Consider the following 26,338-nt stretch of genomic DNA (forward strand, 5'->3'; position numbering starts at 1 on the left):
CTGACAGTTTCCTCACAAGTGGCCGTCAGGGTGAAGCCATGCCCGGAACCTGGTGCGGATCGGCAACCAGGAACGACCAAGCCGGGCTGGAACTGGAGCCCTGACATGTCCCGCCGTCTCACCCTGCGCCCACTGCGTATCGCTGTCCTGACCGGCGTCGCGGCCGGCGCGCTGCTCGTCCCGGCCACCGCGGCCTTCGCCACCGACCCGACTCCGACGCCGGGCGCGACCGAATCGACCCCGGCCGACAAGGAGGCCCTGGCGAAGAAGAAGGCCGAGGACGCCAGGACGCTCAAGGAGGACGAGGCCCGGAAGGCCGCCGAAGCCCAGAAGGCCGGAGGCAAGGACTACCCGCGTGGCGGTGTCGCCGCGGGCGAGGCCCCCGCCCAGGACGACAACACCGGCACGCTCATCGGTTCGGCCACCGGCGCGCTGCTGCTCGCGGGCGCCGGCACCTACGTACTGCGCCGCCGCACCACCGCCCGCCGCGAAGGCTGACCCGGCAGCACGACCGCTTGTACGAAACGGTGGCGCCGCCCTTCACCAGGCGGCGCCCTGTGCGTTCCGGCGAACCCTCGCACCCTGTTCTGGAGCCCGAGTTGCCCCCTGCACACCGTCCGGCCCTGTCTCGGACCCGCCTCGCGACCCTCACCCTGTTGACCCTTGTCAGCCTGCTCACCGGCTGTTCGTCCGGCCCCGACCCGACGGTCCGGGTCGCCCCCACCGCCCCCGCCGCCGCGTCGGGCGCTCCGAAGTCCGAGCGGCCTGCGGCCGACGCTCCGGCGGCCCCTGCCGAGGTGGCCGTTCCCTCCGTGGGGATCACCAGTTCGCTGATGGAGTTGGGCCTCAACACGGACCGGACGGTTCAGGTCCCTCCGGCCGAGGAGGGGATGACCGCGGGCTGGTACACGGGCGGTGCGGTGCCCGGTGAGATCGGCGCGGCCGTCATCATCGGCCACAACGACACCCGCTTCGGCGAGGCCGTCTTCCACGACCTGAAGAAGATCAAGGAGGGTGCGGACATCACCGTCACCGACAAGACGGGAAAAGCCCTCCACTTCACCGTCACGGCCACGGAGAGCGTCGCCAAGAACGCCTTCCCGACGGAGAAGGTCTACGGGCCGACCCAGGAACGTGCTCTACGGCTCATCACGTGCGACGGCGACTTCGACGCGCAGGGGCACCCTGTCGACAACCTCATCGTGTACGCGACAGCGAGCTGAGGGCCGTAGGCGTGTCCGTTTCGCCCTCTCGTCACGAGTAACGTCCGCGACTCGATCGTCAGCGGCCGTTTCCAGGAGCGCGCCGCCGAACGGTCGGTACGCGTCAGCCACGGCGAGGCGATCCGCCGCGACTGCCTGGAGGCCGTCACCACTCTCGCCTGCGCCGCCAGCGACCACCGCCGGGCGAGGGTCTGTCAAACGAGCGGTGTAACCAGGGTGGTTGAGGTTACTGGCGGGCTGCGGAGAGACGGCCGTCGAAGGTGATGTCGAAGGCGTTCAGTGCGGTCTTCCAGCGCATGGTCCAGCGGGCCTGGCCCTTGCCGGTGGGGTCAAGCGACATGATGGCCATGTAGACGCACTTCAAGGCGGCCTGCTCGTTCGGGAAGTGTCCGCGGGCCTTGACCGCTCGCCGGATCCGCGCGTTGACCGACTCAATCGCATTCGTCGTGCAGACGATGCGCCGGATCTCGGTGTCGAACCGCAGGAACGGCGTGAACTCCTCCCAGGCGTTCTCCCACAGTTTCACGATCGCCGGATACTTCCGGCCCCAGGCGTCGGCGAACCGGTCCAGGGCGGCCTCTTCGGTCGGAGCGGTGTAGACGGGCTTGAGGAGGCGGGCGATCTTGTCCCAGTCCTGGCGGGCGGCATAGCGGAAAGAGTTCCGCAGCAGGTGGACCACGCAGGTCTGTACGATCGTCCTCGGCCAGACCGTCTCCACCGCCTCGGGCAGGCCCTTGAGCCCGTCGCAGACGAGCATCAGCACATCGCTGACACCGCGGTTCTTGACCTCGGTGAGGATGTGCAGCCAGTGCTTGGCGCCCTCACCGCCATCGCCGGCCCACAGGCCCAGGACCTCGCGCCGGCCTTCGGTGGTGACGGCCAGGGCCACATAGATGGGCCGGTTGGCGACGGCGCCATCGCGGATCTTGACGTGGATGGCGTCGATGAAAACCACCGGATAGACGGGGCGGTTTTCATCAGTGATTGCGAATCAGCTGGTCAACGGTCCTATGAGCCATCGTCTCATGGCCTCAATGGGAGTCTTGTCGCCGAGCACGAGACGGGGCCGGCTGTTCAGTTGCCGAGCTACTTCGCGGAGGTCGCGGGCGGTGTGAACCGACAGGTCACTGCCCTTGGGGAAGTACTGCCGCAGCAGTCCGTTGGTGTTCTCGTTCGTCCCTCGTTGCCAGGGCGAGTGCGGGTCGCAGAAGTAGATCCGGAAGCCGGTGAGCGCCTCGATCTGCTCGTGCAGAGTCAGCTCGCGGCCTTGATCCCAGGTGAGTGTCTTCCGCAGCTCGGGCGGTATGCCGGCGGTCTGGGTGATGAGTGCGTTGCGGACTTGGGGAGCCTTCCAGCCGTGGGGTAGGTGGATGAGCTGGACGTAGCGGGTCGTCCGTTCCACGAGCGTGCCGATCGCCGAGCCCTGGCCGCGTCCGATGATGAGGTCGCCTTCCCAATGGCCGGGAGTCGTACGGTTGTTGACCTCAGCGGGCCGTTGATGGATCAGCGTCATGTACGGGATGTCCCAGGTCCACCGTCGTTCGGTGCAACGGCTGAAGTGAAGTTCTCCCATCCCGGTCCAGGGGAACAGTTGCCGCAGGCAGGGCTCGGCGTAGGCCGCTTCCAACAACTCCACCCGTACCCGCCCGTCGTCCCGTACTGCCTGCCAGCCTGCTTCAACGACGGCTTCGCGCGCTGCATCCCTCTTCACGTCACCATCGTGCACGAGGGGCGCGGCCGACCGAGGCCGCCTGATTGATCGAATGGTCCCTCGAACTTGATCACTCGGGATGGGGACGGCCGGACGCGAGAGCGGCCCTCGCCTGATCCTTTGCTCCGTCACAGAGTCAGAGGACAGCGCGGTTTTGAGTTCGCCCACCGCCACGTGAGGCGTCTTCCGTACCGCGTACCGCGCCAGCATGACCAGCACAGAGGTGTGGCTGCGCCTCCTCAACAGCGAGCACGGCGACCACCTCATCGGCGGCTCCCCCTTCTGGGCCCACTGCCCCGCAGCGATCACGTTCACCGCGGGCGGGCACACGGCGGCATTCCCGGCGATCGCCTGCCCGACTGCACCAGCCGACCGGCGCCCGTAGCGCGGCCGCCATCGCGGGAATCACGGGCCCGCTGGCGTACGGCAACGATGGCACGACTCTCGCCGAGGCCGCCATGCTGACGGCCGCGGGGGCTCGACTCCTCTGACGTCACGCTCAGCCTCGGCCGCGCGGTGTGAGGCCGGGCGGGGCAGGTGGACTGAACGGAGCCTCGGGTTCCTTGGCGCGAGCCCAGCCGTGGGCGCGCATGGTCTCGGCCTCCCAGTCCTCGAACAGTTGGGGGAGAGCCCTCGGGGCACGGTCGGCGTCGCGGTTTCAGCGAATGAAGGCGCGGGCCGCGGGACGGTGCGTGCGGGCCAGTTCTTCGTCACTGACGTCGTCGAGGCTGCCGTCAAGGTTGCCGATCCGGCTGAAGGACCCGTCGGGGCGTACGAGATATCGCCAGGTGAAGGACATGCACTCCCCTTCCCGTGGAGCAAGGCGCAGACTTACCGTCTGTCCGATTCGTAACCTGCGTCAAGAGGTGAGACGCATGTGCACACGGATCCGAGGCCGTGCTTCAACGTCGAGTCCTGCACGGTAGGCCTCGCCGACGGGTGAGAACGCACTGTTCCCCGGCACGCGCCGGCCGGGCAGAACTACGCTGGCACGGTGACCCTCTTGGCGCCCCAGACTGCCCAGCTGCCCGCCGATCCATCGCTGATCAGCCTCACTTACCACCACGAACACCCCGTCCAGGCATACGAGTTCGAGAACACGCTGGAGGTGCGGACGGTGGCCGCCCGGATCGACGCGGACGTCCTGGCGGAGGACCTGGCCGCCTACAGCGACCTGGACCAGGAGGCGCTGGACGCGGTCCAGGACGTCACGGTGGGCAGCATGTCGTTCGTGCGGGTACGGATGTTCGGCCCGGACCATCCGTTCGAGGTGATGGATCCTACACCGGGGACGTCTCCCGTATCGGCGAGGTGGTGCTGGACGTCGCTGCCGGCCAGTGGGAGCCAGACTTCGAGGCCGCGCTCGCGCACCCCGTCGGTGACCTGCTCGTCATGGACCGGGTCGTCCTGGAACCCCCTTGGCGCGGACTGGGCCTGGGCCCGGTCTTGGCAGGTGCCGCGATCCGCCGCCTCTCGCAGGACTGTGTCGCGGTGGCGTGCGAGCCCGGATCGGCCGACGGCCGCGAGCTCACCGAAGACCAGCATCACGAAGCCGCCGCCAAACTGAGCCGCGTATGGGAGCGGATCGGCTTCGAACCCTTCCAGGACGGCGTACACATCCTCGACTGCCACCTGCAGCGGCCCCAAGACCTCCTCGCCGAACGCCAGGAGGAGTTCCACGCGCTGTGCCGCGCCTGGCGGGAGCACCACCGGCCGTAGGGCCCGCGAGTCAGGCGCGACAGAACAGCCATCCCGCGATCCTGGACACTATGGGACTGTCTGAGTAGGAGCGAGGAGGAGCGGTTGAGCAAGGGGGCTTCCTCGACCGGCTCAGGTGGGGGGCGGCACGATTTATGAGTAGCCGCCCGGCCGGATGCCAGCCCTAGATCTGCACGTCGTCCGCCTGCTTACGGTGTGTCCGGCGCGGCTGACCCGCAGGTTCACCTTGTGCTGCCAGCCGCTTGTCAGTGCTGCCTGGCATGGTTCGGATCATGTTCGAGGAACTTGATGACATTGGCTGGTCGTTGCTGGAGCACGCGTACGGCACGGCCGAGGAGATACCGGGCCTGTTGAGGGCGCTGAGCTCCCCGCAGGCCGAGGAGCGCCGCAAGGCTCTCGACCGTTTCTACAGCGCCGTCCATCATCAGGGCGACGTGTATCCGTCCACGGCGGCCAGCCTGCCCTTACTGTTCGAGCTGGCCGCCGCCCCTTCCACGCCTGACCGGGCGGCCGTGGTGGCGCTGGTGGTCAGTGTGGGGCGGGAGTCTCTCGAGCGGGGCTTCGACGATGACGGCACTGAGATCGAGTACTACCCGCCGGACGGCTGCGCGCAGGCCGCCGCCTTTCTGCGTGCGCGGGACGTGGAGTTCGCCGAACTCGTGCGCGACCGGGACCGGATGTGCGCCTGGCCGCGATTCCCGGTCTGGGGCTGTTCCTCGACGATGTAGACTGGGCCGCCGATCTGCTGCGTGAGCGGCTGGCTGCCGAGCGCGGAATTGCCGCCCGGCTGCGGATCCTGGATGCGACCGCCGTCCTGGCGCTGCGGCTGCCTGCGGCCTCGCCGCAAGTGGAGGACTGGCTCGGCTGGCTGGTCGCCGACCCGGCCTGGGGGCCGGTCACCCGGCTCGCGGCCCTGATCCAGCGGGCCCGCTGCACCCCGGAGGAGATTGGCGAAGACGTCGTCCCGGCCGCCGTCGATCTGCTGCACGAGAGCGTCCGCGCCCTGCCCGTACAGCCGATCGCACCGGCCACGAGCCACCCGTCGGTCTCCGCCCAGGGGGTTCCGCCCCAGATCGTCGCCGCCTTCGAGGATCTCGACCACCACACGCGGGTGTACGCGCACACCACGGATCTGCTGCGCACCTTCCACGAGGTGCTGGCAGGCCGGGTGGCTGAGCGCACCGCGGTGCTGGCCGAGCAGCTGGCCAGCCCCGACCCCGGCACACGCCTGGACGCGCTGCGGATGAGCGGGGAGCTGATACGAACCTGGCGCGGCGACCACACCCGCCTGCTGATGCTGGTCGCCGAGCATCTCACCACAGACGACCTGATGGTGGCTGCCGAGGCCGCCGGCGTCCTGGAGGCCTGTCACCCGATCGCCGCCCCGGCCCGGGAGGCGCTCGCCGCGCACGTCGACGCCCAACGCGCAGCGCACGGCCCCAACGTGTGGGCCGCACCCGAGGATCGGCTGCGCAAGAGCCACCAGGCGGCCGTGGGAGCCCTGGCCCGCCTCGGTGACACGCGCGCCCTGCCGAGCCTGCTGGCCGCGCTGGACTCCGACGTTGACGCATGGCGCGCGATCCAGGTCGCCCGGCATCTGCCGCAGGCAGCCGACGAGTTGGTGCCCCGGCTCGGCGACCATCTACGCCGCCTCGACCTCGCCCAGGAATGGACGAGGATGAGCGCTAACGCGACCCTGTCCGCCCTGGCCGCGCTCGGCGACCCTGCCGCGATCGACGCAGTGGTCGCGGCGCTTGGCACTGCGGTTCGCCATGAACAGCACGGGGTCACAGCATCGGCGCTGAAGGCACTGGGGGCGTTCGGCCCGGCGGCCGCCGGCGCCCGGGAGACGATCCGGGAGCTGACCACCCACACGGATGCGCACGTACGGCCCGCGGCCGTCGCCGCGCTGTGGGCCGTCGGCAGTAACCCGGCCGAGGTCATGCCGCTCTTGCTCGACCTTCTCGACGACCCGATCACCTTCCGCATCAGGGAGGCGGCCGATGTGCTCGCCGAGATCGGCCCACCCGCCTCCTCCGCCGTGCCACGCCTGCGGGACCGTCTGACGCACGGCTACGAGTGGGTGCGGGTGCCGTGCGCGGCCGCACTGTGGAAGATCGGCGGCGAAGTCTCGGGCATGCCGGTGACCGCGGTCCGCTCCTTCCCGAACCGTTTGATGATCGCGTTGTACACCTCCAGACGCCGCTCGGACTCCACGTCGAGGTCGATGTCCGGCAACGACGTACGCCGCTCGCTGTTCGACGGCGGCCCCTGCGAGATCGGCGTCGAGTCGACCATCGTCGACGCCACCGGAGAGATCCCGAGCATCCTGCGGCCTGGCGGGGTGACCCGCGAGGACCTCGAAGCGGTCCTGGGACGCCCGATCGCGGTCCCGTCGACGAGCCATGTCCGAGTGCCGGGCCAGCATCCGTCGCATTACGCTCCCCGGGCGCGGGTCGTCCTCGTCGAGCTGGAGAAGGTCGCCGCCGAAGCAGAGCGCGCACAGGAGTTGGGGCACCAGGTCGGCGTCCTTCTTCCCCCTACCTTCCCCGACGCGCCGGTGAACGCGCACGCCGTGGTCGCGGTCCCCGCTTCGATGGCTGCCTATTCGCGCGGGCTGTACGGGTTCCTGCGCGAGCTGGACCAGCGTGGGTGCGATCTCATCGTCGCGTCGTTGCCGGTGGAGGAGGGGCTGGGACTGGCGATCGCCAACCGGCTGCGCCGCGCCGCCGGGCCCCGCACAACAGGTTACGCAGCGCCCACGGTGCTCGGTGTTCCGGCCGAAGCGCCCAGCACACACTTCCGGCCGCGCACCGTGTGCGCGGCCCGGGTGGTCAGGATGCGGTGACGACGTGCGTCTCGAGGCCGCGGGCCGCCACCACCTGAGCGCTGCGGTCGGCCAGCCGGTAGCACAGCCCACCACCGCGGCCTGGCCAGCGCCCACCGCCTGACCGCCGTCGACGACCCCGCCCTCCCGCTGGAACCGCGGCGCGTCGCCCTCGCCTGGGGCTATCTCGGCTTCGCCACCGAGAACGCCGGGCTCCTGGAGCTCATGTTCGCCCGCAAGTACGACCCCGAGGCCTCCGAGGAGATGGCCGCCGCCATCGACCGTACGATGGGGGTCTTGGAGCGGATCATCGCGCACGCCCAGAAGCGCGGGGAGATCATCGAGGGGGACCCCACCCACTTCACTCTCGTCGTGGGCGCCACCTCCAGGGCACCGCCACTTTCGCCGCCAACGACCGGCTCGGCGCGCAGACCACTCGCGACGGCGTCCCCCAACTGGTGCACCTGATGCTGCACGGCCTCAAGCCCAGGTGAGTTTGCGGCAGTTGTGCGCGACGCGTGTAGATGGTCAAGCCGAGGCCATCGATCGCCCCGCCATTGATCGGTACTGACGTCTCGTGGACAAAGCCAGCCCTGGTCACCGCGGAGTGCCCCGCGACGCCATCGACGTGTTCGTGGCCTCCCGCCGCTGGATCGGCACAGGCCTGCCCGAACCGGAAGGTACCCGGCCGGAGGTACAGCGGTCCCGCGCCCGCCGGAGAGGCGGACGCGGGACCGTTGGTGTTGCCTCAGCGGGAGGTGAGTTTCCACAGGTGGTCGGCAGTGCCGGTGTCGGCCCACTGCAGGACCTGCGCGCCGGACGTCGTGCTCATCTGGTCCACGCCGAGTACGAGACCGCTGTTGTAGTTGGCGATCTTGTAGTAGCCGCCGGGGGCCGGGATGAGCTGCCAGAGGTGGTCGGCGGTGCCGTTGTCACCCCAGATCAGAGCCGTGCCGCCGTCGCTGGTGCTCATCTGGTTGATGCCGAGCGCCAGGCCGCTCTTCTGGTTGACGATCTTGTAGAGGCCCGAGCCGGCTGCCACCAGGGTCCAGTTCTCGTCGGTGCCGGTGGTGGACGTGGCCTGGACGACCGAGGTGCCCTGGGCGGTGCCCGCGTTCAGGGTGTCGAGGGCGAGGCCGCTGTTCTTGTTGGTGATCTGGTAGCGGCCGGCCAGCGAGGTGTTCGTGCCGCTGGGGGTGATGACCAGGTGGTAGCCGTCGTTGGCGTTCATCGTCACCGGGACGGTGATGGAGCCGTTCGAGACCGTGTAGTCGGCGTCGGAGATGGTGATCGGGCCGGGAGAGGCGGTCGTACGGCCGGTGTCGGGGCTGTATTCCAGCTTCACGTGGACCGTGCTGCCGAAGGCCGACAGTGAGGACAGGCCGTTGACCTTCACGGCGCAGGAGCCGGTGCAGCCGGCGGCGATGACGCTGATCTGGTTGGCCGCGCTGTTCAAGGACGCGAGGCCGTCTATGCCCGTCTGGGCGGACGGCGTGGTGACCAGCATGTTGCCGGACATGTCGCCGTACCACTTGTACGTCCAGTACGAGCCGTTGGGCGAGCCGCCGGTGTCGGTGAGGGTGTCGCCGAGGGTGCCGTAGTGGTTCCAGAAGGCGAGTTCGGCGTCGCGGACGCCGGCCCGCTCGAACTTGGCGGCGTAGCCGATGAGGGCACCGGAGTTGCCCATCTCCGCGGGCTTGCCGTACTCCTCGATATCGATCGGCCGGGGGCTCAGCCCGAGGCTGGACTCCAGTGCGCGGTAGTCGGCGATGCGCGAGGCGATCCCCGAGCTGCCCCCCAGCTCGTGCCAGGCGATCACGTCGGGGACGGCGTTGTTGGCGATGGCGTCCTGGAGGAACGTCTGCATCTTGGCGTGGGTGTAGAAGCTGAAGCTGGGGCCCTGGATGGGGGTGGTGGAGTCCTTGGAGCGGATCTCCTTGTAGGTCGTGCTCCAGGCGGTGTCGAAGGGGCCGGCGTGGGTGGTGTCCCAGTTGAGGTCGGGTTCGTTCCAGATCGCCCAGGCGGCGATGTTGGTGGCGCTGGAGGCCTTCACGGAGGCGATCTGCTTGTCCACGGCGGACAGCCAGTCGCTCATGCTCACCCACTTGTAGGGGAAGTCCGGGTACCAGTCCGGCATGCGGATGACGACCTTGGCGCCCGCGCGGGCCGCCTTCGGGGCTACGACGAGGGCGTCGCCGGCGGGCTTCGGCTCGCCGTTGGGCAGTTGGCTGCCGCCGGGGGCCATCTGTACGAAGGTGTTCGGCTTGAGCGGGGTGACCAGGCTGTCGGCGGGCGTGGTGTCGTCGGCGAGGCCGTAGAGGCTGCCGGTGCCGACGTGGGTGACGGGCCGCAGGTTCTGCGCGGCGTTGACGACCAGGGTGGTGGAGGAGGAGGGGGTGGCCTGGGCGGAAGTGCCGGACAGGACGAGGGCGGAGGTGGCCAGGGCCGTGGCGAGGGCGGCGGCGCTCGCGCGGCCGAGGGTTCCTCTGTGGCGGTGGCGGGAGCTCAGGTATGACATCAGCGGCTCTCCTGGGCGGGAGGGGGACGTGCAGGTGGCGCGGCGCGCCGGGGGGAGGCGACGGCTCGGGGGCCGGCCGGTTACGTGGGACGTGGGTCCTCGTGACGGGTGGCAGCTCTGGACGGTGTGCGGGCGGGACGGGGGCGGAGCGCGGTCCCGGCGGGTCCGGGGGGAACGGATGGGGGTCATCGTGGGATCAGTCCTTGACGGCGCCCGCGGTGACGCCTGCGGCCACGTAGCGCTGCGCGAGGACGAGCAGGACGGCCGCGGGCAGGGACGCGACGACGGCGGTGGCCATGATCGCGTTCCACTCCTGGTTGTTGTTGCCGATGTAGTGGTAGATGCCGAGGGTGATCGGCCGCCAGTCACCGCCGCCGTCGAGCGTGTTGGCGAAGACGAAGTCCGACCAGGCCCACAGGAAGCTGAAGAGCGAGACCGTGACGATCGCATTGCGGCTCACCGGCAGGACGACGGACCGGAAGGTGCGGAAGGTGCCGGCGCCGTCGATGCGGGCCGCGGCGATGAGTTCGCCGGGGATCCCGGACATGAAGGCTGTGAAGATCATGACGCCGAAGGGCACGGCGATGGTGGAGTCGGCGATGATCAGGCCCCACCAGGAGTTCTGCAGACCAAGGTCCAGGAAGATGCCGTAGAAGCCCATCGCCATGACGATGCCGGGGATCATCTGAGCGACCAGCAGGACGAGGCCGAGGATTCCCCCGCCGTACGGCTTGAGCTTGGCCAGGGCGAAGCCGGCCGGAGCGGCGAGAAGGAGGGTGAGGACGACCGTGCCCAGACCGATGAGCAGGCTGGTGCCGAGGTAGGGCATCTGGTCGTTCAGCACGGCGCGGTAGCCCTCGAACGTGGGGTGCACGGGCAGCAGGTCGGGCGGGCTCTTGCGCATGTCCTGCTGCGGGGTGAGGGACACGTTGAGCATCCAGTACACCGGGAACAGCATCAGGGCGGTGAGGACGAGACCGATGACGGTGTAACGGCGGGATCCGGTAGGGGACTTCACGATTCCTGCCTCCTCTGGACGCGGATGTACAGCAGCCCGAAGACGAGGGCGATGAGGATGAGGATGTTGCCGACGGCGGCGCCGGGGCCGAACTTCGGCAGCAGGGTGCCGAATCCGAGCTGGTAGGACCAGGTCGCGAGGGTGGAGGAGGCGTCGCTGGGGCCGCCCTTGGTCATGATCCAGATCAGGTCGAACACCTTGAGGGTGTAGACGAGACCGAGCAGCAGGGTGATCGCTGACACCGGCCGCAGCAGCGGGAAGGTGATGCGTCGGAACTGTTGCCAGGCACTCGCCCCGTCCAGGGACGCGGCCTCGTACAGCTCACCGGGGATGTTCTGCAGACCGCTGTAGAGGATGACCAGGTTGAACGGGATACCGATCCAGACGTTGGCGATGATGACCGAGGTCAGCGCCCAGTCCGGGGAGTCGAGCCAGTTGACCGGGGACACGCCCACCAGGTGGAGTGCGTAGTTGACGACGCCGGACTCGCTGTTGAGCATCCACGACCAGGTCGACGCCGACACGATCAGCGGCAGCAGCCAGGGGATCAGGAAGAGAGCCCGGAGCGTGCCGGCCAGCCGGAAGTGCCGGTTGAAGAAGACCGCGAGGGCGAGCCCGGCCACGTACTGGAACACGATCGACACGAAGGTGAAGATCATGGTGTGGCGCATCGCCGGGCCGAACGTGGGATCGTCGAGGACGGTCCTGAAGTTGTCCAGCCCGGAGAAGGGCGCGTCGCCCGCCACGAACGACCGGACCGTGTAGTCGCGCAGGCTCAGGTCGAGGTTGCGGTAGAGGGGGTAGACGTAGAAGGCGGCGAGGTAGAGGGCCAGCGGGGCGAGGAAGGCCAGCGCGGTGAGCCGGCTCCTGCGGCGCTGTCGGCGCCTGAACGGCGAGGCGTCCGTCCGGTCAGCGGTGCCGGTCGCCACGAGCGAGACCGTCGACCGCGGTGAGCGGCGGTCGAGGCGGGCGGTGGTCATGCGAACTCCTGGGTGCGGGTGGCCGGCCCGGGGCCGTGCTGGTGTCCGGGCGGTTGCGGGTGCCGTGCGGTTCTCGGAGAAAGGCCCTGGGGCGGCGCCGGGTGTCAGTTGCCCTTGCCGGCGGCCGTCTGCGCGGCGTCGAGAGCGTCCTTGGGGCTCTTGCTGCCGGACAGGGCGGCCTGGACGGCGGTCCACATCGGCTGCGAGATGGTCGGGTACTTGGTGCCCAGACCGCCGCTGGTGCGCCCGCGTGCCGCGGCCACCGCCTTGACCCACGGCTCGAGCTCGGGGTTCGACTTGACCTGCTCGGCCTGCACCGCCGCGGTGGGGGCGACGTACGTCAGGGTGTTGTCCGTGGTCAGCAGGTTGGCGGAGTTGGTCAGGCAGGTGACGATCTTCTTGCTGACGTCGTAGCGCGAGGTGTCCTTCTGCACGGGGACCGTGACGAACTCGCCGCCGGTCGGCACGGGTGCCGAGCCGCCGTTCTGGCCGGGGATGCTGATGACGCCGTAGCCGAAGCCGGCCTTAGCCGCGTTGCCGAGCTGCCAGGTGCCGTTCTCGGCGAAGGCGTAGTCGCCGGTGGCGAACTCCTGCCAGCTGGTGGTCTGCGTGTTTTGCAGGACGTCCTTGGGCGCGTACCCGGATGCGACCCACTGCTTCCACAGGGACAGCGCGGCCACGCCCTTGTCCGAGTTCAGCTTGGTGAGGTCGCCACCGGCGCCCCAGAACCAGGGCAGGAACTGGAAGCTGCCCTCTTCCGTGTTGATCGCGGAGAAGGTGATGCCCTTCTTTCCGGCCGCCTTGACCTTCGTCAGGGCTGCCGTCAGTGAGGCCCAGTCCTTGATGGAGGCGGGGTCGACGTGTGCGGCGGACAGGACCTTCTTGTTGTAGTAGAGGGCCAGCGTGTTGGCGCCGATCGGTACACCGTAGGAGGTGCCGTCGATCTCTCCCGCGCCGAGGATGTTCTTCTGGATCGGCTTCGTGTCCAGGCCGAGGTCGCTGGTCTTGTTGAGGATGCCGGCCTCCACCAGCGTCGAGACGACCGGGTTGTCGACGAGCATCACGTCGGGGGCGTTGCCCTGCTGGGCGGCGAGCAGCGCCTTGTTGCCCAGGTCGGTGGTGTCCATGCCGGTGCGCTTGACCTTGACCCCGGCGTCGGTGCCGCACTTGCTGACGAGCTTGCCCCAGGCGGAGGAGGCGTCGAACTGGGGGTACGGGTCCCAGAAGGTGTACGTGCCGCCGGCCTTGGCCGAGCCGGACCCGGAGGAGTCGGAACCACCGCCGCAGGCTGCTACGGAGGTGAGCGCGCCGATGGCGGCGATGGCGGCGATCAGGGTACGGCGGGTGTTTCTCATGGTGACCTCGTTGTCTTGGGGTGTTTCACAGGGAGCCGGGGGAGGGCGGGGCAGGGGAGCGTGGGGGTCAGGAGGTGGGCAGCCAGACGCGCATGCTGCCGTCCTGGCGGTTGGCCCACGCGTAGTAGGGGATTGCGGTCAGTTCGAGGGGCGCGTCGGCGGGCGGCGCGTCGGTGGCCTCCGCGCTCCGGTACGGCCACCAGCCGACGTCGGGAATCTGCCGACGGTGCCCCGTGGCCAGGACGGTGGTGACTCCGCCGAGCAGGTCCGGTCGGTGCTTCACCGCGAGTGGGCGGGTGGTGTCGAGGACGATGTCGTCCAGGCCGCCGCCGGGGTGGTCGACCTGCTCCAGGCAGTACACGAGCGGCCCGCGTTCGATCGCCACGCAGCCGCGTACGGCGTCCACCCGCGGATCGGCGGCCGTGAGACGGGGGTCCAGGCCGATTTCCAGGACGACCACGTCGCCCGGCGCCCAGGCGCGCTCCAGCCGCAGCCAGCCGTCGCTGACCGGCGCGTCGGTGTGGTCGTACGCCGTGTCCCCGCACCGGACGCGGAAATCGCCGCACCACTGCGGGATACGCAGCGACAGGGTCCAGGGCCGGTCCGCCGGGGCTTCCTCCACCGTCACTGCGATCACGCCCTGCCAGGGGTAGTCGGTCTCGCAGCGGACAGTGCTGCCGTCGGCGGTGTAACGGCCGGTGACGTACTGGTGGATTTGCAGGCCGCCCGCGTCGCCGCTGGCGAGGTAGTGCTCCAGGGAGGCCAGCAGGCGCATCACGTTGGGCGGGCAGCAGGCGCACTTGAACCAGCGGGTTCGGCGGGCCGACTGGTCCCCGCCGGGGTCGGTGTGGCCGTCGCGGACCTGGAGCGGGTTGACGTACAGCCAGCGCTCGCCGTCCAGCGACACCCCGGCCAGGAAGCCGTTGTACAGGGTGCGCTCGATGAGGTCGGAGTAGCGGGCCTCGCCGGTGAGCAGGGCCATGCGCCAGCTCCACTGGATGGACGCGATGGCGGCGCAGGTCTCGCAGTAGGCGCGCTCGTTGGGCAGTTCGTACGGGTCGCCGAAGTCCTCCTCGTCGTGGTGGGCGCCCAGTCCGCCGGTGATGTGGGTCTTGGTGGTGGTCATCGCCGTCCACAGCCGTTCGGCGGCGGCGCGCAGTTCCGCGTCCCCGGTCTCGGTCGCCAGGTCGGTCGCGGCGGCCAGCAGGTACAACTGGCGTACGGCGTGCCCTTCGACGTCGGTCGCCTCGCGCAGCGGGAGGCGGTCCTGGCAGTACGCCTCGCCGCCGAGCGCACCGTGGCCGAAGCGGTCGACGAAGTAGCCGGCGAGGTCCAGGTAGCGGCGTTCCCCGGTCTCCCGGTACAGCTCCACCAGGGCGGTCTCCACCTCGGGGTGGCCGTCGATGCCGCCGAGGGGCTTTCCGCTGTCCGCGGGGCCGAAGACGCTGTCGATGTGGTCGGCGAACCTCACGGCCACGTCGAGGAGCTCGGGGCGTCCGGTGGCCCGGTGGTGGGCCACCGCGGCCTGGATCAGGTGCCCGGCGCAGTACAGCTCGTGCCCCCAGCGCAGGTCCTTGTACCGCTCACCACCTTTGAGCAGCTGGAACCACGTGTTCAGGTAACCGTCGGGCTGCTGCGCGTCCGCGACGAGGGACACGATCCGCTCCACGTCGGCCGCGAGCGGGCCGTCGTCCTCGGACGTCTCCTGGGCGAGCTGCCAGGCCGCGGCCTCCAGCCACTTGTAGACGTCCGAGTCCACGAACGGGTACGCGCCCTGGAACTCGCCCTCGGCGGTGCCCGCCGCCACTCGCAGGTTGTGCAGGTTCCCCGCCGACTCCAGCAGGCCGGGGCCCTGCGGGACGGAGGTGCGCGAGTTCACCTCCCGCCGGGTGCCCCAGAAGCCGGCGCTCACCTCGACGAAGGCGGGGGCCAGTGCGGCCTTGGCACCTGGACCGGGGCGAACCGGACCCATGGGGGCGTGCCCCGCTTCGGACGAGGCCGAGGGCGTGGAGGAGGGCACGGCGGAACGCGGGCGGGACATGGCTCTCCGAAGAGGTAGATGGGGGAACGGGTAGAGTCCGGCGCACGTCGGATGTCGCGCGCCCTGGGAAACGGACTTGCGGTGCTCCGCTTGTCGAACCCGTTTGAGCAAACGTTTTTCTGCCGGGAAACGTAGGTAGCCCCGGAGCAGCCGTCAAGAGGTCCGGGGGAACATTTTCTGACTTGCTGCCGGGACTGGTCAGCACCCGGGAACGATGCCAGGATGAGCATCACTGACGACATCTAGGAAAAGGATTGCGCGTGGCCGCCGTTCCAGGGTCTCCCCAAGCCGGGCGGGCGAAGCTCGCCGATGTCGCCAAACTGGCCGGCGTCAGTGTCGGGACGGCCTCGAAAGCGCTGAACGGCAGCGGCAGGATGCGGCCCGAGACGCGGCAGCGCGTCCTGGCCGCCGTCAAGGAGCTGGATTTCCGGCCCAACCAGAATGCGCAGAGCCTGCATACGGGCCGCAGTTGGACTGTCGGGCTGATGACGACCGACGGCATCGGCCGCTTCAGCACCCCTGTGCTGCTTGGCGCCGAGGACGCGCTCGGTGCCGGGAAGATCTCCGTGCTGCTGTGCGACACCCGTGGCGACGCCATCCGCGAGCAGCACCACCTGGGCAACCTCATGGACCGCCGGGTGGACGGCATCATCGTGACCGGCCGACGCACCGACCCACGCCCCCCTTTGACGGGCATCGAGCAGATACCGACGGTCTACGCGCTCTCGCCGTCCACCGACCCGGACGACATGTCGGTCGTGTCCGACGACCGCAGCGGAGCGCAGCTGGCAGTCGAGCATCTGCTGACGACGGGCCGCACCCGGATCGCACATGTCACCGGCCCGGCACATCACGCGGCCGCCCGCGACCGCGCCCAGCACACCGTCGAGCAGCTCGAACGCGCCTCGCTGGAGCTCTCCACCGGCCGGGTCCACTTCGGCGAGTGGAGCGAAGCATGGGGACGCCGCGCCGCCGAGGCGATCCTGCATACCGCACCGGACACGGACGCCTTCTTCTGCGGTAACGACCAGATCGCCAGGGGCGTCGCCGACAGCCTGCGCGAGAACGGCGTGGATGTCCCCGGCAAGGTGGCGGTCGTGGGCTACGACAACTGGGATGTCATGGCCCTGGCGTGCCGCCCTCCCCTCACCACCATCGACACGGACCTCGCCGAGATCGGCCGACAGGCCGCGCTGCGGCTGCTGGACGCCATCGGCGGCAACCCGGAGCCAGGCGTGCGCTCCGTCCCGTGCCACCTCGTCGTCCGCGAATCGAGCTGAGCCGCCGCACGAATCGAGCTGAGCCGCCGCGAGGGGCGTTCAGGCCCGGCCGCACACATGGTTGCGGCCGGTTCCGCACGAGGGCCACCCGCCGAGCCCCGGTGTCTAAACAAGTTGGTCGCCGTGGTGAGGCGTGAGGGCGCAGAGCCTACCCCAGAGGGCTCCCCTGGGGCCTGCCATTGAAGAACCGTGTCAAGAACCGCGGTGTCGGCGACGTCCTGATGCTGGTCTGCGACGGGCTCAAGGGCCTGCCCGAGGCGGTGGAGGCGGTCCGGCCGAGGACGATCGTGCAGACCTGCGTCGTCCATCTGCTGCGGAACTCCTTCCGCTATACCGCCCGCCAGGACTGGGACAAGATCGCACGTCTGCTCAAGCCCGTCTACACCGCTGCGACCGAGGAGGCCGCCCTGGACCGGTTCGCCGAGTTCGCCGATGCCTGGGGCAGGAAGTATCCGGCGATCGTGAAACTGTGGGAGAACGCCTGGGAGGAGTTCCCCCCTTCCTGCGGTTCGACACCGAGATCCGACGCATCGTCTGCACCACCAACGCGATCGAGTCGGTCAACGCTCGCATCCGGCGCGCGGTCAAAGCCCGGGGAAACTTCCCCAACGAGCAGGCCGCGTTGAAGTGCGTCTACATGGCGATCATGTCCCTCGACCCCACCGGCAAGGGACAAGCCCGCTGGACCATGCGCTGGAAAACCGCCCTCAACGCCTTCGACATCACCTTCGACGTGACGAGGGCGGAGGAGTTCGACGCCGGCCCGGGGGCGGTGGCGGCGTCCTGGCACGACCTCGGGGTACGTCCTGGGCAGTGCTCCGGGGCCCCTGGGCACCGGCTTCACCAGGGCGGACCTCGGCGAAATGGTGCCGGCACCCGCACGCAGGAGCCGGCCGGCCGCGGACGTGCGGGAGCAGACCGGGAGTGTCTCGCGGAGGGCTCGTCGAACGGTCGACGGACGCAGGACACGGCTCCGGCTCGTTTCTTCCCTCGACTTGCGTGCGGGGTGCGGCGGCCGCTTTCGCGATGCCCATGGCCCTGTTCGGCCGGCTGTGCGGTGCCACACTGGCCCGCGCCCACGCCCGCTCCGGCGACCGGATCGCGATCGCCGCGTACCTGGGCAGCGGCGACGCCTTCGACCGCGCGCTGGTGGCCTTCGCCGAGCTCTACGCGGACCAGAACGAGAAGGACCACCGAGCACTGGTCGACGCCATCCGAGCGAGACGGGTCCCGGCCGAAGCCGCCTGATGCGCGGTGTGTCATCAATGGGTGACCACATCCTCCTCGGGGACGTCGGTCCGCGTCACGACCGACGGGAGGAACGTCTGATTCTGCGCGGCTCGGTCCGACTCGCCCAGCCGCTGGAGCGGCCCCGCCGACCGGGAGCCCGGACGTGACTGAAGGCGGGTGCCGCGCCGGGGCACAGGCGGGACAAGCTTCCCAAGCCCTGCGGCCTCGTCAGCGAATTGGTGATCACACTGCCCCTTCGACGACGGGACTTGAGGTTCCATACCGGGGAGGCGCTGCGTACGACCTGCTCGTCCAGGTGCTGGGCCATTGCACTGACCTGGGACTTCGAGAGCTGGGTGACCCCGAGGGACTCGGCGAGTTTCTCGACCCTGCGGGTGGAGACGCCCAGCAGGTAGGCGGTGGCCACTACCGAAATGAGGGCCTGCTCAGCCCGCCGACACCGTTCGAGCAGCCAGTGCGGGAAGTAGCTGGCCTGCCTCAGCTTGGGGACGGCGAGTTCAACCGTCCCCGCGCGGGTGTCCCACTCGCGCGGGCGGTAGCCGTTGCGGTGGTTGACGCGTTCGTCGCTGACCTGCCCGTACTCGCGGCGTTGCAGAGAGCATCGGCCTCAGCGGACATGAGCGCGTCAGTGAACGTCTTGACCATCGCGCGCAGCAGGTCGGGACTCGCCGCAGCGAAGTTGCCTTCGGCGAGGGCGTGCAGGGGCATACTGTCAGGTGCGGTCATCGTGCTGATCTCCTTCGAGGCTTCGACACTTCGGAGATCAGCCGGTGGCCGTTCATCTATGCGGGCACCATCCCGATGCCGGAGCAAACCCCGGATCAGGTCGAACCCGTACACGACTTCCTCGGACGCAACCGTGAAGTCCGTCGGTTGCTGCAACCCGCGCATTTGCAGTCCCTTGCACCTTTCCGGGCCTCCACCCGTGCAGCGTCCATTGCGCGGCGGCCTGCTGCTCCTGGTGGAGAAGGGTGCAAGGCCGGACGCTGCTCAGGGCCAGGCGCTGTGGGGCAGTAATCGCACGACCCGGATGGCGCAAGGGTGCTGCACGTGCAGCAGGCCGGCCTCGATCGGGCAGCAGCACGACACGGCGATGCCCTGGCCGTGCGCTGCAGCGGGCTTGCCGACCGTCGCGCAGCGGCATCGTTCGTTCTGCTCCGCCGCAACAAACAGGTTTACCTGGTGCTATCGCCCCGCATCGCCGCACTCCGCCGACCTGCGGCTTCCCCTGGAGGGGAACCATGTTCGGCTCCGTGTACGAAAACGGCGCCGCACCAGGGGTGCAGCGCCGTGTCACCCGGCCGGGCGGCCGCGCCGCGCTCGCCGCCCACGCGGCCGGCCCCGCGCCCCGGCCCCGGCTCTCCCTCACGGTCACCGCGGGTCGGGTCCCCTGCCCGGTCAAGGCGCTCCTGAACAAGCCAAGCCCGCCCCCACCGGCCGCCTGCTTCCCGGCGCCTTGACCGGACCTTTCCTCGCCTGTGTGGCCCTGTCGGCGACGGCACCCCTGGACGCGGCCACCGACCTGCACAACGGCACCGAGGTCGCCCAGGGCGAGAGCGGCCATCCGACGGGCCACGGCAGCGGCCATCTCAAGGGGTACGACGCCGGCGACTGATCCCGGCCCACCAGATCAACGCCGGGTGAATTGGCCTCCGAACCGGTTTGCCGATCCCCATCACACCCCCTCGTGTGGCATGCTCCCGTCAATCGATCCACGCAGCCCACGGCCACCCACCGACGCACCCCAGCCGGTGGGTGGCCGCCGAGCAGACCGGGATCCCGGTCGCCCCGAAGGAGTTACGTGTGAGAACCACCCCCCACAGATCCGTCGCCGCGCGCGCCCTCGCCGTCGCCGCGCTGGCCGCCGTGTCCCTGCTCCCCGTCCACCCGGCGTCCGCCGCCACCGACGCGGCTGCGGCCTGCACGCCGACACAGGCGGTCGTCAACGGCGGCTTCGAGAGCGGCACTTCGCCCTGGACACAGTCGTCCACGAGCGTGATCACCAGCCGTTCCGGCCAGTCCGCGCACGGCGGCACCAGCTTCGCCTGGCTCGACGGCACCGGCACAACGCACACCGACACGCTCTCGCAGAGCGTGACGATCCCGTCCGGCTGCAGCACCGCCACCCTGTCGTTCTGGCTGCACATCGACACCGCCGAGACCACCTCGTCCACCGCCTACGACAAGCTGACGGCGAAGATCGGCAGCACCACGTTGGCGACCTGGTCGAACCTCGACAAGGCCACGGGATATGTGAAGGAGACCCTCGACGCGTCGTCGTTCGCGGGCCAGACCGTCACCCTCGCCTTCACCGGCACCGAGGACTCCAGCCTCCAGACCAGCTTCGTCCTCGACGACATCGCACTCGACACCTCCGGCGACACCGCCCCGCCGACGGACTCGACACGGACGCCGGCCGCGCCCTCGTACACGGTGAACCTGAGCAGCAACACCTCCGGCACCGTCTGGACCGGCCATGAGAGCGCCACCTTCACCAACGCCTCCTCGACCGCGCTGAGCGAGGTGTACCTGCGCCTGTGGGACAACTACCACGGCACCTGCGCCGCGATGCCGATCACGGTCACCAACGTCACCGGCGGTACGGCCGGTTCACTCTCCGTCGCCTGCACGGCGCTCCAGATCACCCTGCCGACACCCCTGACGCAGGGTCAGTCCGCCACGATCGGCTTCGACCTGGGCATCACCGTGCCCAGCGGCGCCGACCGGTTCGGCCATGACGGGGCGTTCAACAACATCGGCAACGCCCTGCCCGTGCTCGCGGTGAAGGACGGCTCGGGCTGGCACCTGGACCCGTACACCAACAACGGCGAGTCGTTCTACTCCCTGGCCGCCGACTTCAAGGTGACGCTGGACCACCCGAGTTCGCTCCTGGTCCCGGCCACCGGCACCTCGACCGACACCCCCGGCTCCAGCGGGCGCACCGTCACCACGGCGACCGCGACGAAGGTCCGTGACTTCGCCTGGGCGGCGGGCCCGTTCAGCAAGATCTCCGGCACCTCGGCAGCCGGGACGGCCATCAACATCTACTCCGTCTCCGGCATCAGCTCCTCCGACGCGCAGTCGATGCTGAGCACCGCCAAAACGGCCGTCGACGCACACGCCGGCCGCTTCGGGGCCTACCCCTACAGCGAGTTGGACGCGGTCATCGACAACAACTACTGGTTCGGCGGCATGGAGTACCCGGGCTTCGTCCTGGACCTCGTCAGCACCACCGCCCTCACCCACGAGATCGGCCACCAGTGGTGGTACGGCATCGTCGGCGACGACGAGTACAACAGCCCCTGGCTGGACGAGGCGTTCACCGACTACGCCACCGACCTCGCCCTCGGCAAGACCGGCGCCAACTGCTGGAACAGCGTCTCCTGGGCCTCCTCGGCGGAGAAGATCACCAACTCCATGGCCTACTGGGACGCCCACTCGTCCCGGTACTCCACCGTCGTCTACGGCTACGGCAAGTGCGCCCTGCACGATCTGCGGCGGCTGATCGGTGACACGGCGATGACCAACCTGCTGAAGAGCTACGCGAGTTCACACTGGTACGGCGTCTCTACCACCGCCGAGTTCAAGGCGGCGGCCCAGGCAGCGACCAGCACGGATCTCACGTCGTTCTGGAGCGCGCACCGTATCGACGGCTGAGTCGGCGCAGGTCAGCCGACCGGGACGAGGAAGGTCAGCACCGAGGCGTCCTCCTCGATCAGAGGGGGGCGAGCGAGCACGGTGTTGAACGGGCCGCCGTAAGGAGCCTTGGGGTGCGCCTGGAAGGCTTCCTCGTCCCGGTAGACCTCGTAGATCCAGAAGGCATGCGGATTCGCCTCCTTGGTCAGGACGTCGAAGACGAGGTTGCCCTCCTCCTCGCTCACCTTCTCGGCGTAGTCGAGGATCAGACGGGCGACCTCGTCCTCCGCTCCCTCGCGGGCGGTGACCTCGGCGAACAGGGGCTTGGGCATGGTGGTGTGACCTTCGTCGTCGGGATCCGTCGGGGGCCGCGGGGCTCTGTCGGGGCCGTCAGGCGTGGTCGGCGGTGGTGAGCGGGGCCAGCTGGTGGCGCCAGGGCAGGTTGGGGCCGGGGACCGAGCAGGTCAGGGCCGCGACCCGGGTGGCGAAGAGAAAGCTTCGGCGACGTCGTCCAGGCGGAGATCCGGCAGACGGCCGCCGAGCAGGCCGCGGGTGCCGAGACGGCGGAGCAGACCGGCGGTGAATGAGTCGCCCGCTGCGACGAGCTACCGGGACCTCGCCTCTGGAGGCACACTCACACGTCGCGGCGCCTCACGACGAGCACGGCGAGTGCGATCGTGATCAGCGGCCAGAGCGTGTACACGATCCAGGAGCCCGGGACCGTGGCGGTGTAGCCCAGGGACCCGGGATCCGGCCCCCAGTTTTGGACCAGGCGATTCCAGGCGGGCGACACCAGCGCGTGTTTGATGTCCGCCGACCAGCGGCTGCTCTCCGAAAACATGGGAGGCAGCATCACCAGGGTGAAGACGCTGGTGACCATGGTCCCGGCGGCATGCCGGAGCAGAACGCCGATACCCAGACCGACCAGGGCACAGACCGGAGCCAGCAACGCGGACGCCGCCAGCGCCCGGAACACCCCGGGCTGGGTGATCGGAACGCCGGCATGGTGCCCGTCCAGGATGGCCTGGGAGACCAGGAAGGAACCGGTGGAGGCGACCGTGCCGACCGCGGTCCACAGCGCGGCGGTGACGGCCGCCTTAGCCAGCACGACCGAGCCGCGGGCCGGGACGGCCACGGTCGTGGTGCGGATCAGCCCGCTGCTGTACTCGCTCACGACTGTCAGGGCGCCCATGCTGCTGGCGACGAGGATCAGGGTCCAGTAACCAGCCGGCGGATAGGCGTCGTAGGGCCGGAAATCAGCGAGGCCGGAGGGCGCGGCTTTGTCCGCCAGCGTGGCCACGGCGGTGGACCCGATGACGAACAGGAGGGTGAGTGCCATCGTCCACGGTGTGGAGCGCAGGGACCGTGTCTTGATCCATTCGGAGACGAGCAAGTCGCGGAAGCGGACGGGCGGCGCGGTGACGGGGGTGGTCCGGGGGGTGGAGGTGAGCGTGGTCATCGGGGATGTCCTGCCTGGTATTCGGTGCTGTCGGCGGTGAGTTCCATGAAGGCCGCCTCCAGTGAGGCGGTACGGGTGGTCAGTTCGTCCAGCTGGATACCGTTCTCGAAGGCGAGCGCCCCGATCCGGTCGGCCGGAATCCCGGTCACGGCGAGTTTCTCTGCGCCCGCCTTGCCCTCCGGCTCGACCGAGGCGCCCGCCGCTGTCAGCACGGTTGCCAGCTCGGCGGCCTGTGGTGTTCCGACCACGACGATGCGACGGGTGCCGCGGGCCGCGAAGTCCTTCACCGGCTCGGCGGCGATGAGGCGGCCCCGTCCGATGACGACCAACTGGTCGGCGGTGTTCTCCATCTCCGACATCAGGTGGCTGGAGAGGAAGACCGTGCGTCCCTCGGCGGCCAGGCGCCGGAAGAGCCGGCGTACCCAGAGGACGCCCTCCGGGTCCATGCCGTTGATCGGCTCGTCGAACATGAGCACGGGCGGGTCGCCGAGCAAGGCGGTGGCGATGCCCAGCCGCTGCTTCATGCCGAGGGAGAATCCGCCGATGCGGCGGTTCGCCACCTCAGCCAGCCCCACCTCCTGCAGCACCTCGGCCGCCCGGCGCCGCGGGATGCCGTTGCTGCGGGCCAGAGCGGACAGGTGGGCCGCGGCGGTGCGTCCGCCGTGAACCTGTCCGGCGTCGAGGAGGGCGCCGACGTGCCGCAGTCCGCGCGGGTGGCGGTGGAAGGGGACGCCGCTGACGGTGGCGGTGCCGGTGGTGGGTGCGTCCAGACCGAGGATCATCCGCAGGGTGGTGGACTTGCCGGCGCCATTGGGGCCGAGGAATCCGGTGACCTGGCCCGGCCGCACGGTGAAGGACAGATGGTCGACGGCCGTCTTGCTGCCGTAGCGCTTGGTGAGTTCGCTGACTTCGATCACGACACCACACTGCCGAGGGGAACCCGTCCGGGCATGGGGCCGTGGGCGGCAATCGTGTGGCCGGATTGACCTGTGGGCGTACGTCCCCGGGCTGATGCCGTGCTGATGGTGGCCCGGTTAGTCTCGCGGCGTGGACCCCATGACGACCATTTCGTTGCCTACGCGCGTTGCGCACCGTGGCCTTGTTCCCGGGAGGGCACACCGCCGATGACGAGGACCAAGGCTATGGCCTGGGCGGGGGGTGCCTCCTACCTCCTCGTGGTGGGTCTGCTGGTGGGGGCCGCGCCGCGGGCGTCGGGCACGGTCCACGGTGTCGGGGCGCTGCTGGCTGTGAGTCTGCTCGCCGGCGTGGTGCGACGGATGCCGCTATTGGCTCTGGCCATGGCACTCTTCGGGTCCACTGCTGTGGTCGTGGGCCCTCCGAGTTCTGTCGATCAGAGACTGGCGGCGTCATTTCAGGGCCAGTTCCTGTCGTATCTGGCGGTGGACCTCGTGCTGGGCTTCATCGTCGCCACCTGCGCACGGCGCGCTTCGATTGTCTCCGTAGCCGTGTCTGCCGCCGTGCAGCTGCTGGTGATCGGGGTCTTCGCACACGGGGACAACCTGGCCGTCAACGAGGTGATCGCCTTCCTGGCGATGGCCGCAGCGTGCATGGCCGGTCTGCTGAGTCGCGAGCGTCGAGAGCACGCGGTGGCGCTGCGTGCGCAGGAGGTGGCCGAGGCAGTGACCGCCGAACGGCTGCGGATCGCAAGGGAGTTGCACGACATGGTCGCGCACAGCATCGGCATCATCGCGATCCAGGCCGGTGTGGGCAGCCGGGTCATCCAGACCCAGCCGGCGGAGGCGCGCGAGGCCCTGCGCGCCATCGAGACCACCAGCAGAGAGACCCTGTCGGGCCTTCGACGTACGCTGGTGTCGCTCCGTCAGGCCGACCGGGGCGCGGCAACCTCGGAGCAGTCACCGCTCGCACCCACGCCGGGGCTGGCGGACGTCGAACGGCTGGCGGCAGCGACCGCGGGCGCGGGGGTGCGCGTCGAGGTACGCCGCAGTGGGAGGCAGTGTGCTGTGCCGGCCGACATCGACCTTTCCGCCTACCGCATCGTGCAGGAGGCGCTGACGAACGTGGTCCGGCACGCTGGCACCGGGCATTGCCGGGTGGCCATCGACTACGGAGACGAGGAACTGTCCGTGGAGGTCGTCGACGACGGGCGCGGCGCCACCGAGAACGGCTCGGCCGACGGCTTCGGCATCATCGGCATGCGGGAGCGAGTCGGCCTGCTGGGCGGCCGACTCAGCGCCGGGCCGCGCCCTGAGGGCGGCTTCCGGGTGGCGGCCCGGCTGCCGCTGCCCGCACCCGTCGGAGTTCCGGTGGAGGCCCGATGACCGTCCGGGTGGTGCTCGCCGACGACCAGCCGTTGGTTCGGTCCGGTCTCCGCGTGATCATGGCCGATCACCCCGATCTGGAGGTCGTCGGTGAAGCCGCCACCGGAGCCGAGGCCGTCCAACTGGTCAGGGATGCCAGCCCCGACGTCGTGGTCATGGACATCCGGATGCCCGGCATGGACGGGATCGAGGCAACCCGCCTGATCACGGCCGGCCCGGCAACCACTCGCGTTCTCGTCCTGACCACCTTCGACGAGGACGACCATGTCTACGGCGCGCTCCGGGCCGGCGCGAGCGGTTTCGTGGTCAAGGACATGGCGTTGGACGACATCCTCGCGGCCATCCGCGTCGTCGCCGCCGGCGACGCACTGATCGCGCCCAGTGTGACGCGCCGTCTGATCGCCGACTTCATCGGGCGGCGTCCCGCGGCAGCTCCGGAGCGCTCCCCACGACCGGTCCAGGGCATCACCGAGCGGGAACGGGAAGTGCTGACCCTCGTCGGACGCGGCCGGTCGAACACCGAGATTGCCGAGGACCTCTTCATCACGGTGGCCACCGCCAAGTCGCACGTGTCACGGCTACTCACCAAACTGGGCGCCCGGGACCGGGTCCAGCTCGTCATCACCGCCTATGAGATGGGGCTTGTCACACTGCCTCGCTGATGGCGTCCCCGGCCCCCATGCTGAAGCCGGAAATGCCCTGCCGCTCACGTCTCGTGTACGAGCAGCCGTCACCACGCCACCCACTGCGGCTGTAAACAGGACTGGCCGGTCCCGGCTGGCTCAGTCCTCTCCGTCGTCATCGTCGAGGTTGACGGCGTCCGGGTCGCGCAGGGGCCGCAGCCCGTCAACCGGCTGGGAGGCGGTGAAGCTGTAGCGGCCGAGCACGTTGAGGTTGCGGTGCTTGAGCGGGGAGAGCCGGGAGATGTCCTCGCCCCGGATCTCGTTGCCCTCGGCGCGGAGCTGGGCAACGGCGGCGTCGATGTACCGGGTGGTCCAGAGCACCACGGCGTTGAGGACG

The 26,338-nt window shown here is 69.6% G+C and carries 22 protein-coding genes and 10 pseudogenes; 16 read left to right on the forward strand and 16 right to left on the reverse strand.

Features of this window, described 5'->3' with window-relative positions; genetic code table 11:
* Window positions 1-105 precede the first annotated feature (105 nt).
* Complete coding sequence (locus ABZT06_RS41375; RefSeq protein WP_355753010.1) at window positions 106-498, forward strand: sortase-dependent protein; 393 nt, start codon at window positions 106-108, stop codon at window positions 496-498.
* A gap of 158 nt (window positions 499-656) precedes the next feature.
* Window positions 657-1,223 (forward strand): class F sortase, encoded by a 567-nt coding sequence (locus ABZT06_RS41380; RefSeq protein WP_355753012.1) that lies wholly within the window; start codon window positions 657-659, stop codon window positions 1,221-1,223.
* A gap of 226 nt (window positions 1,224-1,449) precedes the next feature.
* Here ABZT06_RS41380 and ABZT06_RS41385 read toward each other — a convergent pair.
* From ABZT06_RS41385 to ABZT06_RS41395, 3 pseudogenes are all read right to left on the reverse strand, one after another.
* Window positions 1,450-2,187: pseudogene (locus ABZT06_RS41385) on the reverse strand (IS256 family transposase); the annotation flags it as partial.
* A gap of 27 nt (window positions 2,188-2,214) precedes the next feature.
* Window positions 2,215-2,736 (reverse strand): annotated as a pseudogene (locus ABZT06_RS41390) (IS30 family transposase); the annotation flags it as partial.
* 24 nt (window positions 2,737-2,760) lie between these two features.
* Window positions 2,761-3,201 (reverse strand): annotated as a pseudogene (locus ABZT06_RS41395) (DUF6193 family natural product biosynthesis protein); the annotation flags it as partial.
* On the opposite strand from ABZT06_RS41395, the gene ABZT06_RS41400 reads away from it, so the two are divergent.
* On the forward strand, window positions 3,143-3,319 hold the full coding sequence (locus ABZT06_RS41400) for a hypothetical protein (protein WP_355753094.1): 177 nt from the start codon (window positions 3,143-3,145) through the stop codon (window positions 3,317-3,319). The pseudogene ABZT06_RS41395 and the gene ABZT06_RS41400 overlap by 59 nt on opposite strands.
* Window positions 3,320-3,592: 273 nt before the next feature.
* Here ABZT06_RS41400 and ABZT06_RS41405 read toward each other — a convergent pair whose 3' ends face one another.
* Window positions 3,593-3,733 carry a hypothetical protein gene (locus ABZT06_RS41405; RefSeq protein WP_355753014.1) on the reverse strand — a complete coding sequence of 47 codons (141 nt, stop codon included), beginning with the start codon at window positions 3,731-3,733 and terminating at the stop codon, window positions 3,593-3,595.
* Window positions 3,734-4,248: 515 nt separating this feature from the next.
* Here ABZT06_RS41405 and ABZT06_RS41410 point away from each other — a divergent pair.
* From ABZT06_RS41410 to ABZT06_RS41420, 3 genes and pseudogenes are all read left to right on the forward strand, one after another.
* Window positions 4,249-4,653, forward strand: coding sequence for a hypothetical protein (locus ABZT06_RS41410; RefSeq protein ID WP_355753016.1), 405 nt, complete (start codon window positions 4,249-4,251; stop codon window positions 4,651-4,653).
* A 272-nt stretch (window positions 4,654-4,925) separates the two neighbouring features.
* Window positions 4,926-5,381: a hypothetical protein gene (locus tag ABZT06_RS41415; RefSeq protein WP_355753018.1), complete on the forward strand. Its 456-nt coding sequence runs from the start codon at window positions 4,926-4,928 to the stop codon at window positions 5,379-5,381.
* A gap of 602 nt (window positions 5,382-5,983) precedes the next feature.
* Window positions 5,984-6,643: pseudogene (locus tag ABZT06_RS41420) on the forward strand (HEAT repeat domain-containing protein); the annotation flags it as partial.
* An 83-nt stretch (window positions 6,644-6,726) separates the two neighbouring features.
* Here ABZT06_RS41420 and ABZT06_RS41425 read toward each other — a convergent pair.
* Complete coding sequence (locus tag ABZT06_RS41425) at window positions 6,727-6,981, reverse strand: hypothetical protein (RefSeq protein ID WP_355753092.1); 255 nt, start codon at window positions 6,979-6,981, stop codon at window positions 6,727-6,729.
* Between the two features lie 28 nt (window positions 6,982-7,009).
* Here ABZT06_RS41425 and ABZT06_RS41430 point away from each other — a divergent pair.
* Window positions 7,010-7,501: pseudogene (locus ABZT06_RS41430) on the forward strand (Sua5 family C-terminal domain-containing protein); the annotation flags it as partial.
* Window positions 7,502-7,705: 204 nt separating this feature from the next.
* Entirely contained in the window at window positions 7,706-7,948 is a 243-nt protein-coding gene (locus ABZT06_RS41435; RefSeq protein WP_355753019.1) for a hypothetical protein, read from the forward strand.
* A gap of 280 nt (window positions 7,949-8,228) precedes the next feature.
* On the opposite strand, the gene ABZT06_RS41440 is transcribed toward ABZT06_RS41435, so the two are convergent.
* From ABZT06_RS41440 to ABZT06_RS41460, 5 genes are all read right to left on the reverse strand, one after another.
* A complete protein-coding gene (locus tag ABZT06_RS41440; protein ID WP_355753021.1) occupies window positions 8,229-9,998 on the reverse strand; it encodes an RICIN domain-containing protein in 1,770 nt (589 codons plus the stop codon).
* Window positions 9,999-10,194: 196 nt separating this feature from the next.
* Complete coding sequence (locus tag ABZT06_RS41445) at window positions 10,195-11,016, reverse strand: carbohydrate ABC transporter permease (RefSeq protein WP_355753024.1); 822 nt, start codon at window positions 11,014-11,016, stop codon at window positions 10,195-10,197.
* On the reverse strand, window positions 11,013-11,996 hold the full coding sequence (locus ABZT06_RS41450) for a sugar ABC transporter permease (protein ID WP_355753025.1): 984 nt from the start codon (window positions 11,994-11,996) through the stop codon (window positions 11,013-11,015). Before ABZT06_RS41450 ends, ABZT06_RS41445 begins: the two co-directional genes overlap by 4 nt.
* A gap of 104 nt (window positions 11,997-12,100) precedes the next feature.
* A complete protein-coding gene (locus ABZT06_RS41455; protein WP_355753027.1) occupies window positions 12,101-13,351 on the reverse strand; it encodes an extracellular solute-binding protein in 1,251 nt (416 codons plus the stop codon).
* Between the two features lie 67 nt (window positions 13,352-13,418).
* A complete protein-coding gene (locus ABZT06_RS41460) occupies window positions 13,419-15,392 on the reverse strand; it encodes a beta-L-arabinofuranosidase domain-containing protein (RefSeq protein ID WP_355753029.1) in 1,974 nt (657 codons plus the stop codon).
* A 260-nt stretch (window positions 15,393-15,652) separates the two neighbouring features.
* Between ABZT06_RS41460 and ABZT06_RS41465 the strand changes: the two genes are divergently transcribed.
* From ABZT06_RS41465 to ABZT06_RS41475, 3 genes and pseudogenes are all read left to right on the forward strand, one after another.
* Entirely contained in the window at window positions 15,653-16,672 is a 1,020-nt protein-coding gene (locus ABZT06_RS41465) for a LacI family DNA-binding transcriptional regulator (RefSeq protein ID WP_355753031.1), read from the forward strand.
* 191 nt (window positions 16,673-16,863) lie between these two features.
* Window positions 16,864-17,402: pseudogene (locus ABZT06_RS41470) on the forward strand (transposase); the annotation flags it as partial.
* Between the two features lie 311 nt (window positions 17,403-17,713).
* Window positions 17,714-17,920: pseudogene (locus ABZT06_RS41475) on the forward strand (DUF2252 family protein); the annotation flags it as partial.
* Window positions 17,921-18,203: 283 nt separating this feature from the next.
* Here ABZT06_RS41475 and ABZT06_RS41480 read toward each other — a convergent pair.
* Window positions 18,204-18,631, reverse strand: a pseudogene (locus ABZT06_RS41480) (transposase); the annotation flags it as partial.
* 533 nt (window positions 18,632-19,164) lie between these two features.
* Here ABZT06_RS41480 and ABZT06_RS41485 point away from each other — a divergent pair.
* From ABZT06_RS41485 to ABZT06_RS41495, 3 genes are all read left to right on the forward strand, one after another.
* Window positions 19,165-19,383, forward strand: coding sequence for a hypothetical protein (locus ABZT06_RS41485; RefSeq protein WP_355753033.1), 219 nt, complete (start codon window positions 19,165-19,167; stop codon window positions 19,381-19,383).
* Complete coding sequence (locus ABZT06_RS41490) at window positions 19,380-19,538, forward strand: hypothetical protein (RefSeq protein ID WP_355753035.1); 159 nt, start codon at window positions 19,380-19,382, stop codon at window positions 19,536-19,538. Before ABZT06_RS41485 ends, ABZT06_RS41490 begins: the two co-directional genes overlap by 4 nt.
* A 188-nt stretch (window positions 19,539-19,726) precedes the next feature.
* Entirely contained in the window at window positions 19,727-21,580 is a 1,854-nt protein-coding gene (locus ABZT06_RS41495; protein ID WP_355753037.1) for a M1 family aminopeptidase, read from the forward strand.
* 11 nt (window positions 21,581-21,591) lie between these two features.
* Here ABZT06_RS41495 and ABZT06_RS41500 read toward each other — a convergent pair whose 3' ends face one another.
* From ABZT06_RS41500 to ABZT06_RS41515, 4 genes and pseudogenes are all read right to left on the reverse strand, one after another.
* The gene (locus ABZT06_RS41500) at window positions 21,592-21,891 is read right to left on the reverse strand and encodes an antibiotic biosynthesis monooxygenase family protein (RefSeq protein ID WP_355753039.1); all 300 of its coding nucleotides are present in this window, start codon (window positions 21,889-21,891) and stop codon (window positions 21,592-21,594) included.
* Window positions 21,892-21,949: 58 nt separating this feature from the next.
* Window positions 21,950-22,161 (reverse strand): annotated as a pseudogene (locus ABZT06_RS41505) (carbohydrate kinase); the annotation flags it as partial.
* A gap of 32 nt (window positions 22,162-22,193) precedes the next feature.
* A complete protein-coding gene (locus ABZT06_RS41510; protein WP_355753041.1) occupies window positions 22,194-23,018 on the reverse strand; it encodes an ABC transporter permease in 825 nt (274 codons plus the stop codon).
* A complete protein-coding gene (locus tag ABZT06_RS41515; RefSeq protein ID WP_355753043.1) occupies window positions 23,015-23,935 on the reverse strand; it encodes an ABC transporter ATP-binding protein in 921 nt (306 codons plus the stop codon). Before ABZT06_RS41515 ends, ABZT06_RS41510 begins: the two co-directional genes overlap by 4 nt.
* Window positions 23,936-24,196: 261 nt before the next feature.
* On the opposite strand from ABZT06_RS41515, the gene ABZT06_RS41520 reads away from it, so the two are divergent.
* Both ABZT06_RS41520 and ABZT06_RS41525 read left to right on the forward strand, forming a co-directional pair.
* A complete protein-coding gene (locus ABZT06_RS41520) occupies window positions 24,197-25,318 on the forward strand; it encodes a sensor histidine kinase (RefSeq protein ID WP_355753045.1) in 1,122 nt (373 codons plus the stop codon).
* Entirely contained in the window at window positions 25,315-25,980 is a 666-nt protein-coding gene (locus ABZT06_RS41525; RefSeq protein WP_355753047.1) for a response regulator transcription factor, read from the forward strand. The genes ABZT06_RS41520 and ABZT06_RS41525 overlap by 4 nt, the downstream gene beginning before the upstream one ends.
* A 120-nt stretch (window positions 25,981-26,100) precedes the next feature.
* Here ABZT06_RS41525 and ABZT06_RS41530 read toward each other — a convergent pair.
* Window positions 26,101-26,337, reverse strand: a pseudogene (locus tag ABZT06_RS41530) (Tn3 family transposase); the annotation flags it as partial.
* Window position 26,338: the final 1 nt, after the last annotated feature.

The sequence above is a fragment of the Streptomyces sp. NPDC005483 genome, assembly GCF_040606035.1.
Lineage (GTDB): Bacteria > Actinomycetota > Actinomycetes > Streptomycetales > Streptomycetaceae > Streptomyces.

Excerpts from the sequence above, each read along its gene's own strand:
- ABZT06_RS41375 (WP_355753010.1), top strand. The coding sequence starts at position 106 with ATGTCCCGCCGTCTCACCCTGCGCCCACTGCGTATCGCTGTCCTGACC.
- ABZT06_RS41400 (WP_355753094.1), top strand. The coding sequence starts at position 3,143 with ATGACCAGCACAGAGGTGTGGCTGCGCCTCCTCAACAGCGAGCACGGC.
- ABZT06_RS41405 (WP_355753014.1), bottom strand. The coding sequence starts at position 3,733 with ATGTCCTTCACCTGGCGATATCTCGTACGCCCCGACGGGTCCTTCAGC.
- ABZT06_RS41415 (WP_355753018.1), top strand. The coding sequence starts at position 4,926 with ATGTTCGAGGAACTTGATGACATTGGCTGGTCGTTGCTGGAGCACGCG.
- ABZT06_RS41425 (WP_355753092.1), bottom strand. The coding sequence starts at position 6,981 with ATGCTCGGGATCTCTCCGGTGGCGTCGACGATGGTCGACTCGACGCCG.
- ABZT06_RS41435 (WP_355753019.1), top strand. The coding sequence starts at position 7,706 with ATGTTCGCCCGCAAGTACGACCCCGAGGCCTCCGAGGAGATGGCCGCC.
- ABZT06_RS41440 (WP_355753021.1), bottom strand. The coding sequence starts at position 9,998 with ATGTCATACCTGAGCTCCCGCCACCGCCACAGAGGAACCCTCGGCCGC.
- ABZT06_RS41450 (WP_355753025.1), bottom strand. The coding sequence starts at position 11,996 with ATGACCACCGCCCGCCTCGACCGCCGCTCACCGCGGTCGACGGTCTCG.
- ABZT06_RS41455 (WP_355753027.1), bottom strand. The coding sequence starts at position 13,351 with ATGAGAAACACCCGCCGTACCCTGATCGCCGCCATCGCCGCCATCGGC.
- ABZT06_RS41460 (WP_355753029.1), bottom strand. The coding sequence starts at position 15,392 with ATGTCCCGCCCGCGTTCCGCCGTGCCCTCCTCCACGCCCTCGGCCTCG.
- ABZT06_RS41485 (WP_355753033.1), top strand. The coding sequence starts at position 19,165 with ATGTTCGGCTCCGTGTACGAAAACGGCGCCGCACCAGGGGTGCAGCGC.
- ABZT06_RS41500 (WP_355753039.1), bottom strand. The coding sequence starts at position 21,891 with ATGCCCAAGCCCCTGTTCGCCGAGGTCACCGCCCGCGAGGGAGCGGAG.
- ABZT06_RS41510 (WP_355753041.1), bottom strand. The coding sequence starts at position 23,018 with ATGACCACGCTCACCTCCACCCCCCGGACCACCCCCGTCACCGCGCCG.
- ABZT06_RS41525 (WP_355753047.1), top strand. The coding sequence starts at position 25,315 with ATGACCGTCCGGGTGGTGCTCGCCGACGACCAGCCGTTGGTTCGGTCC.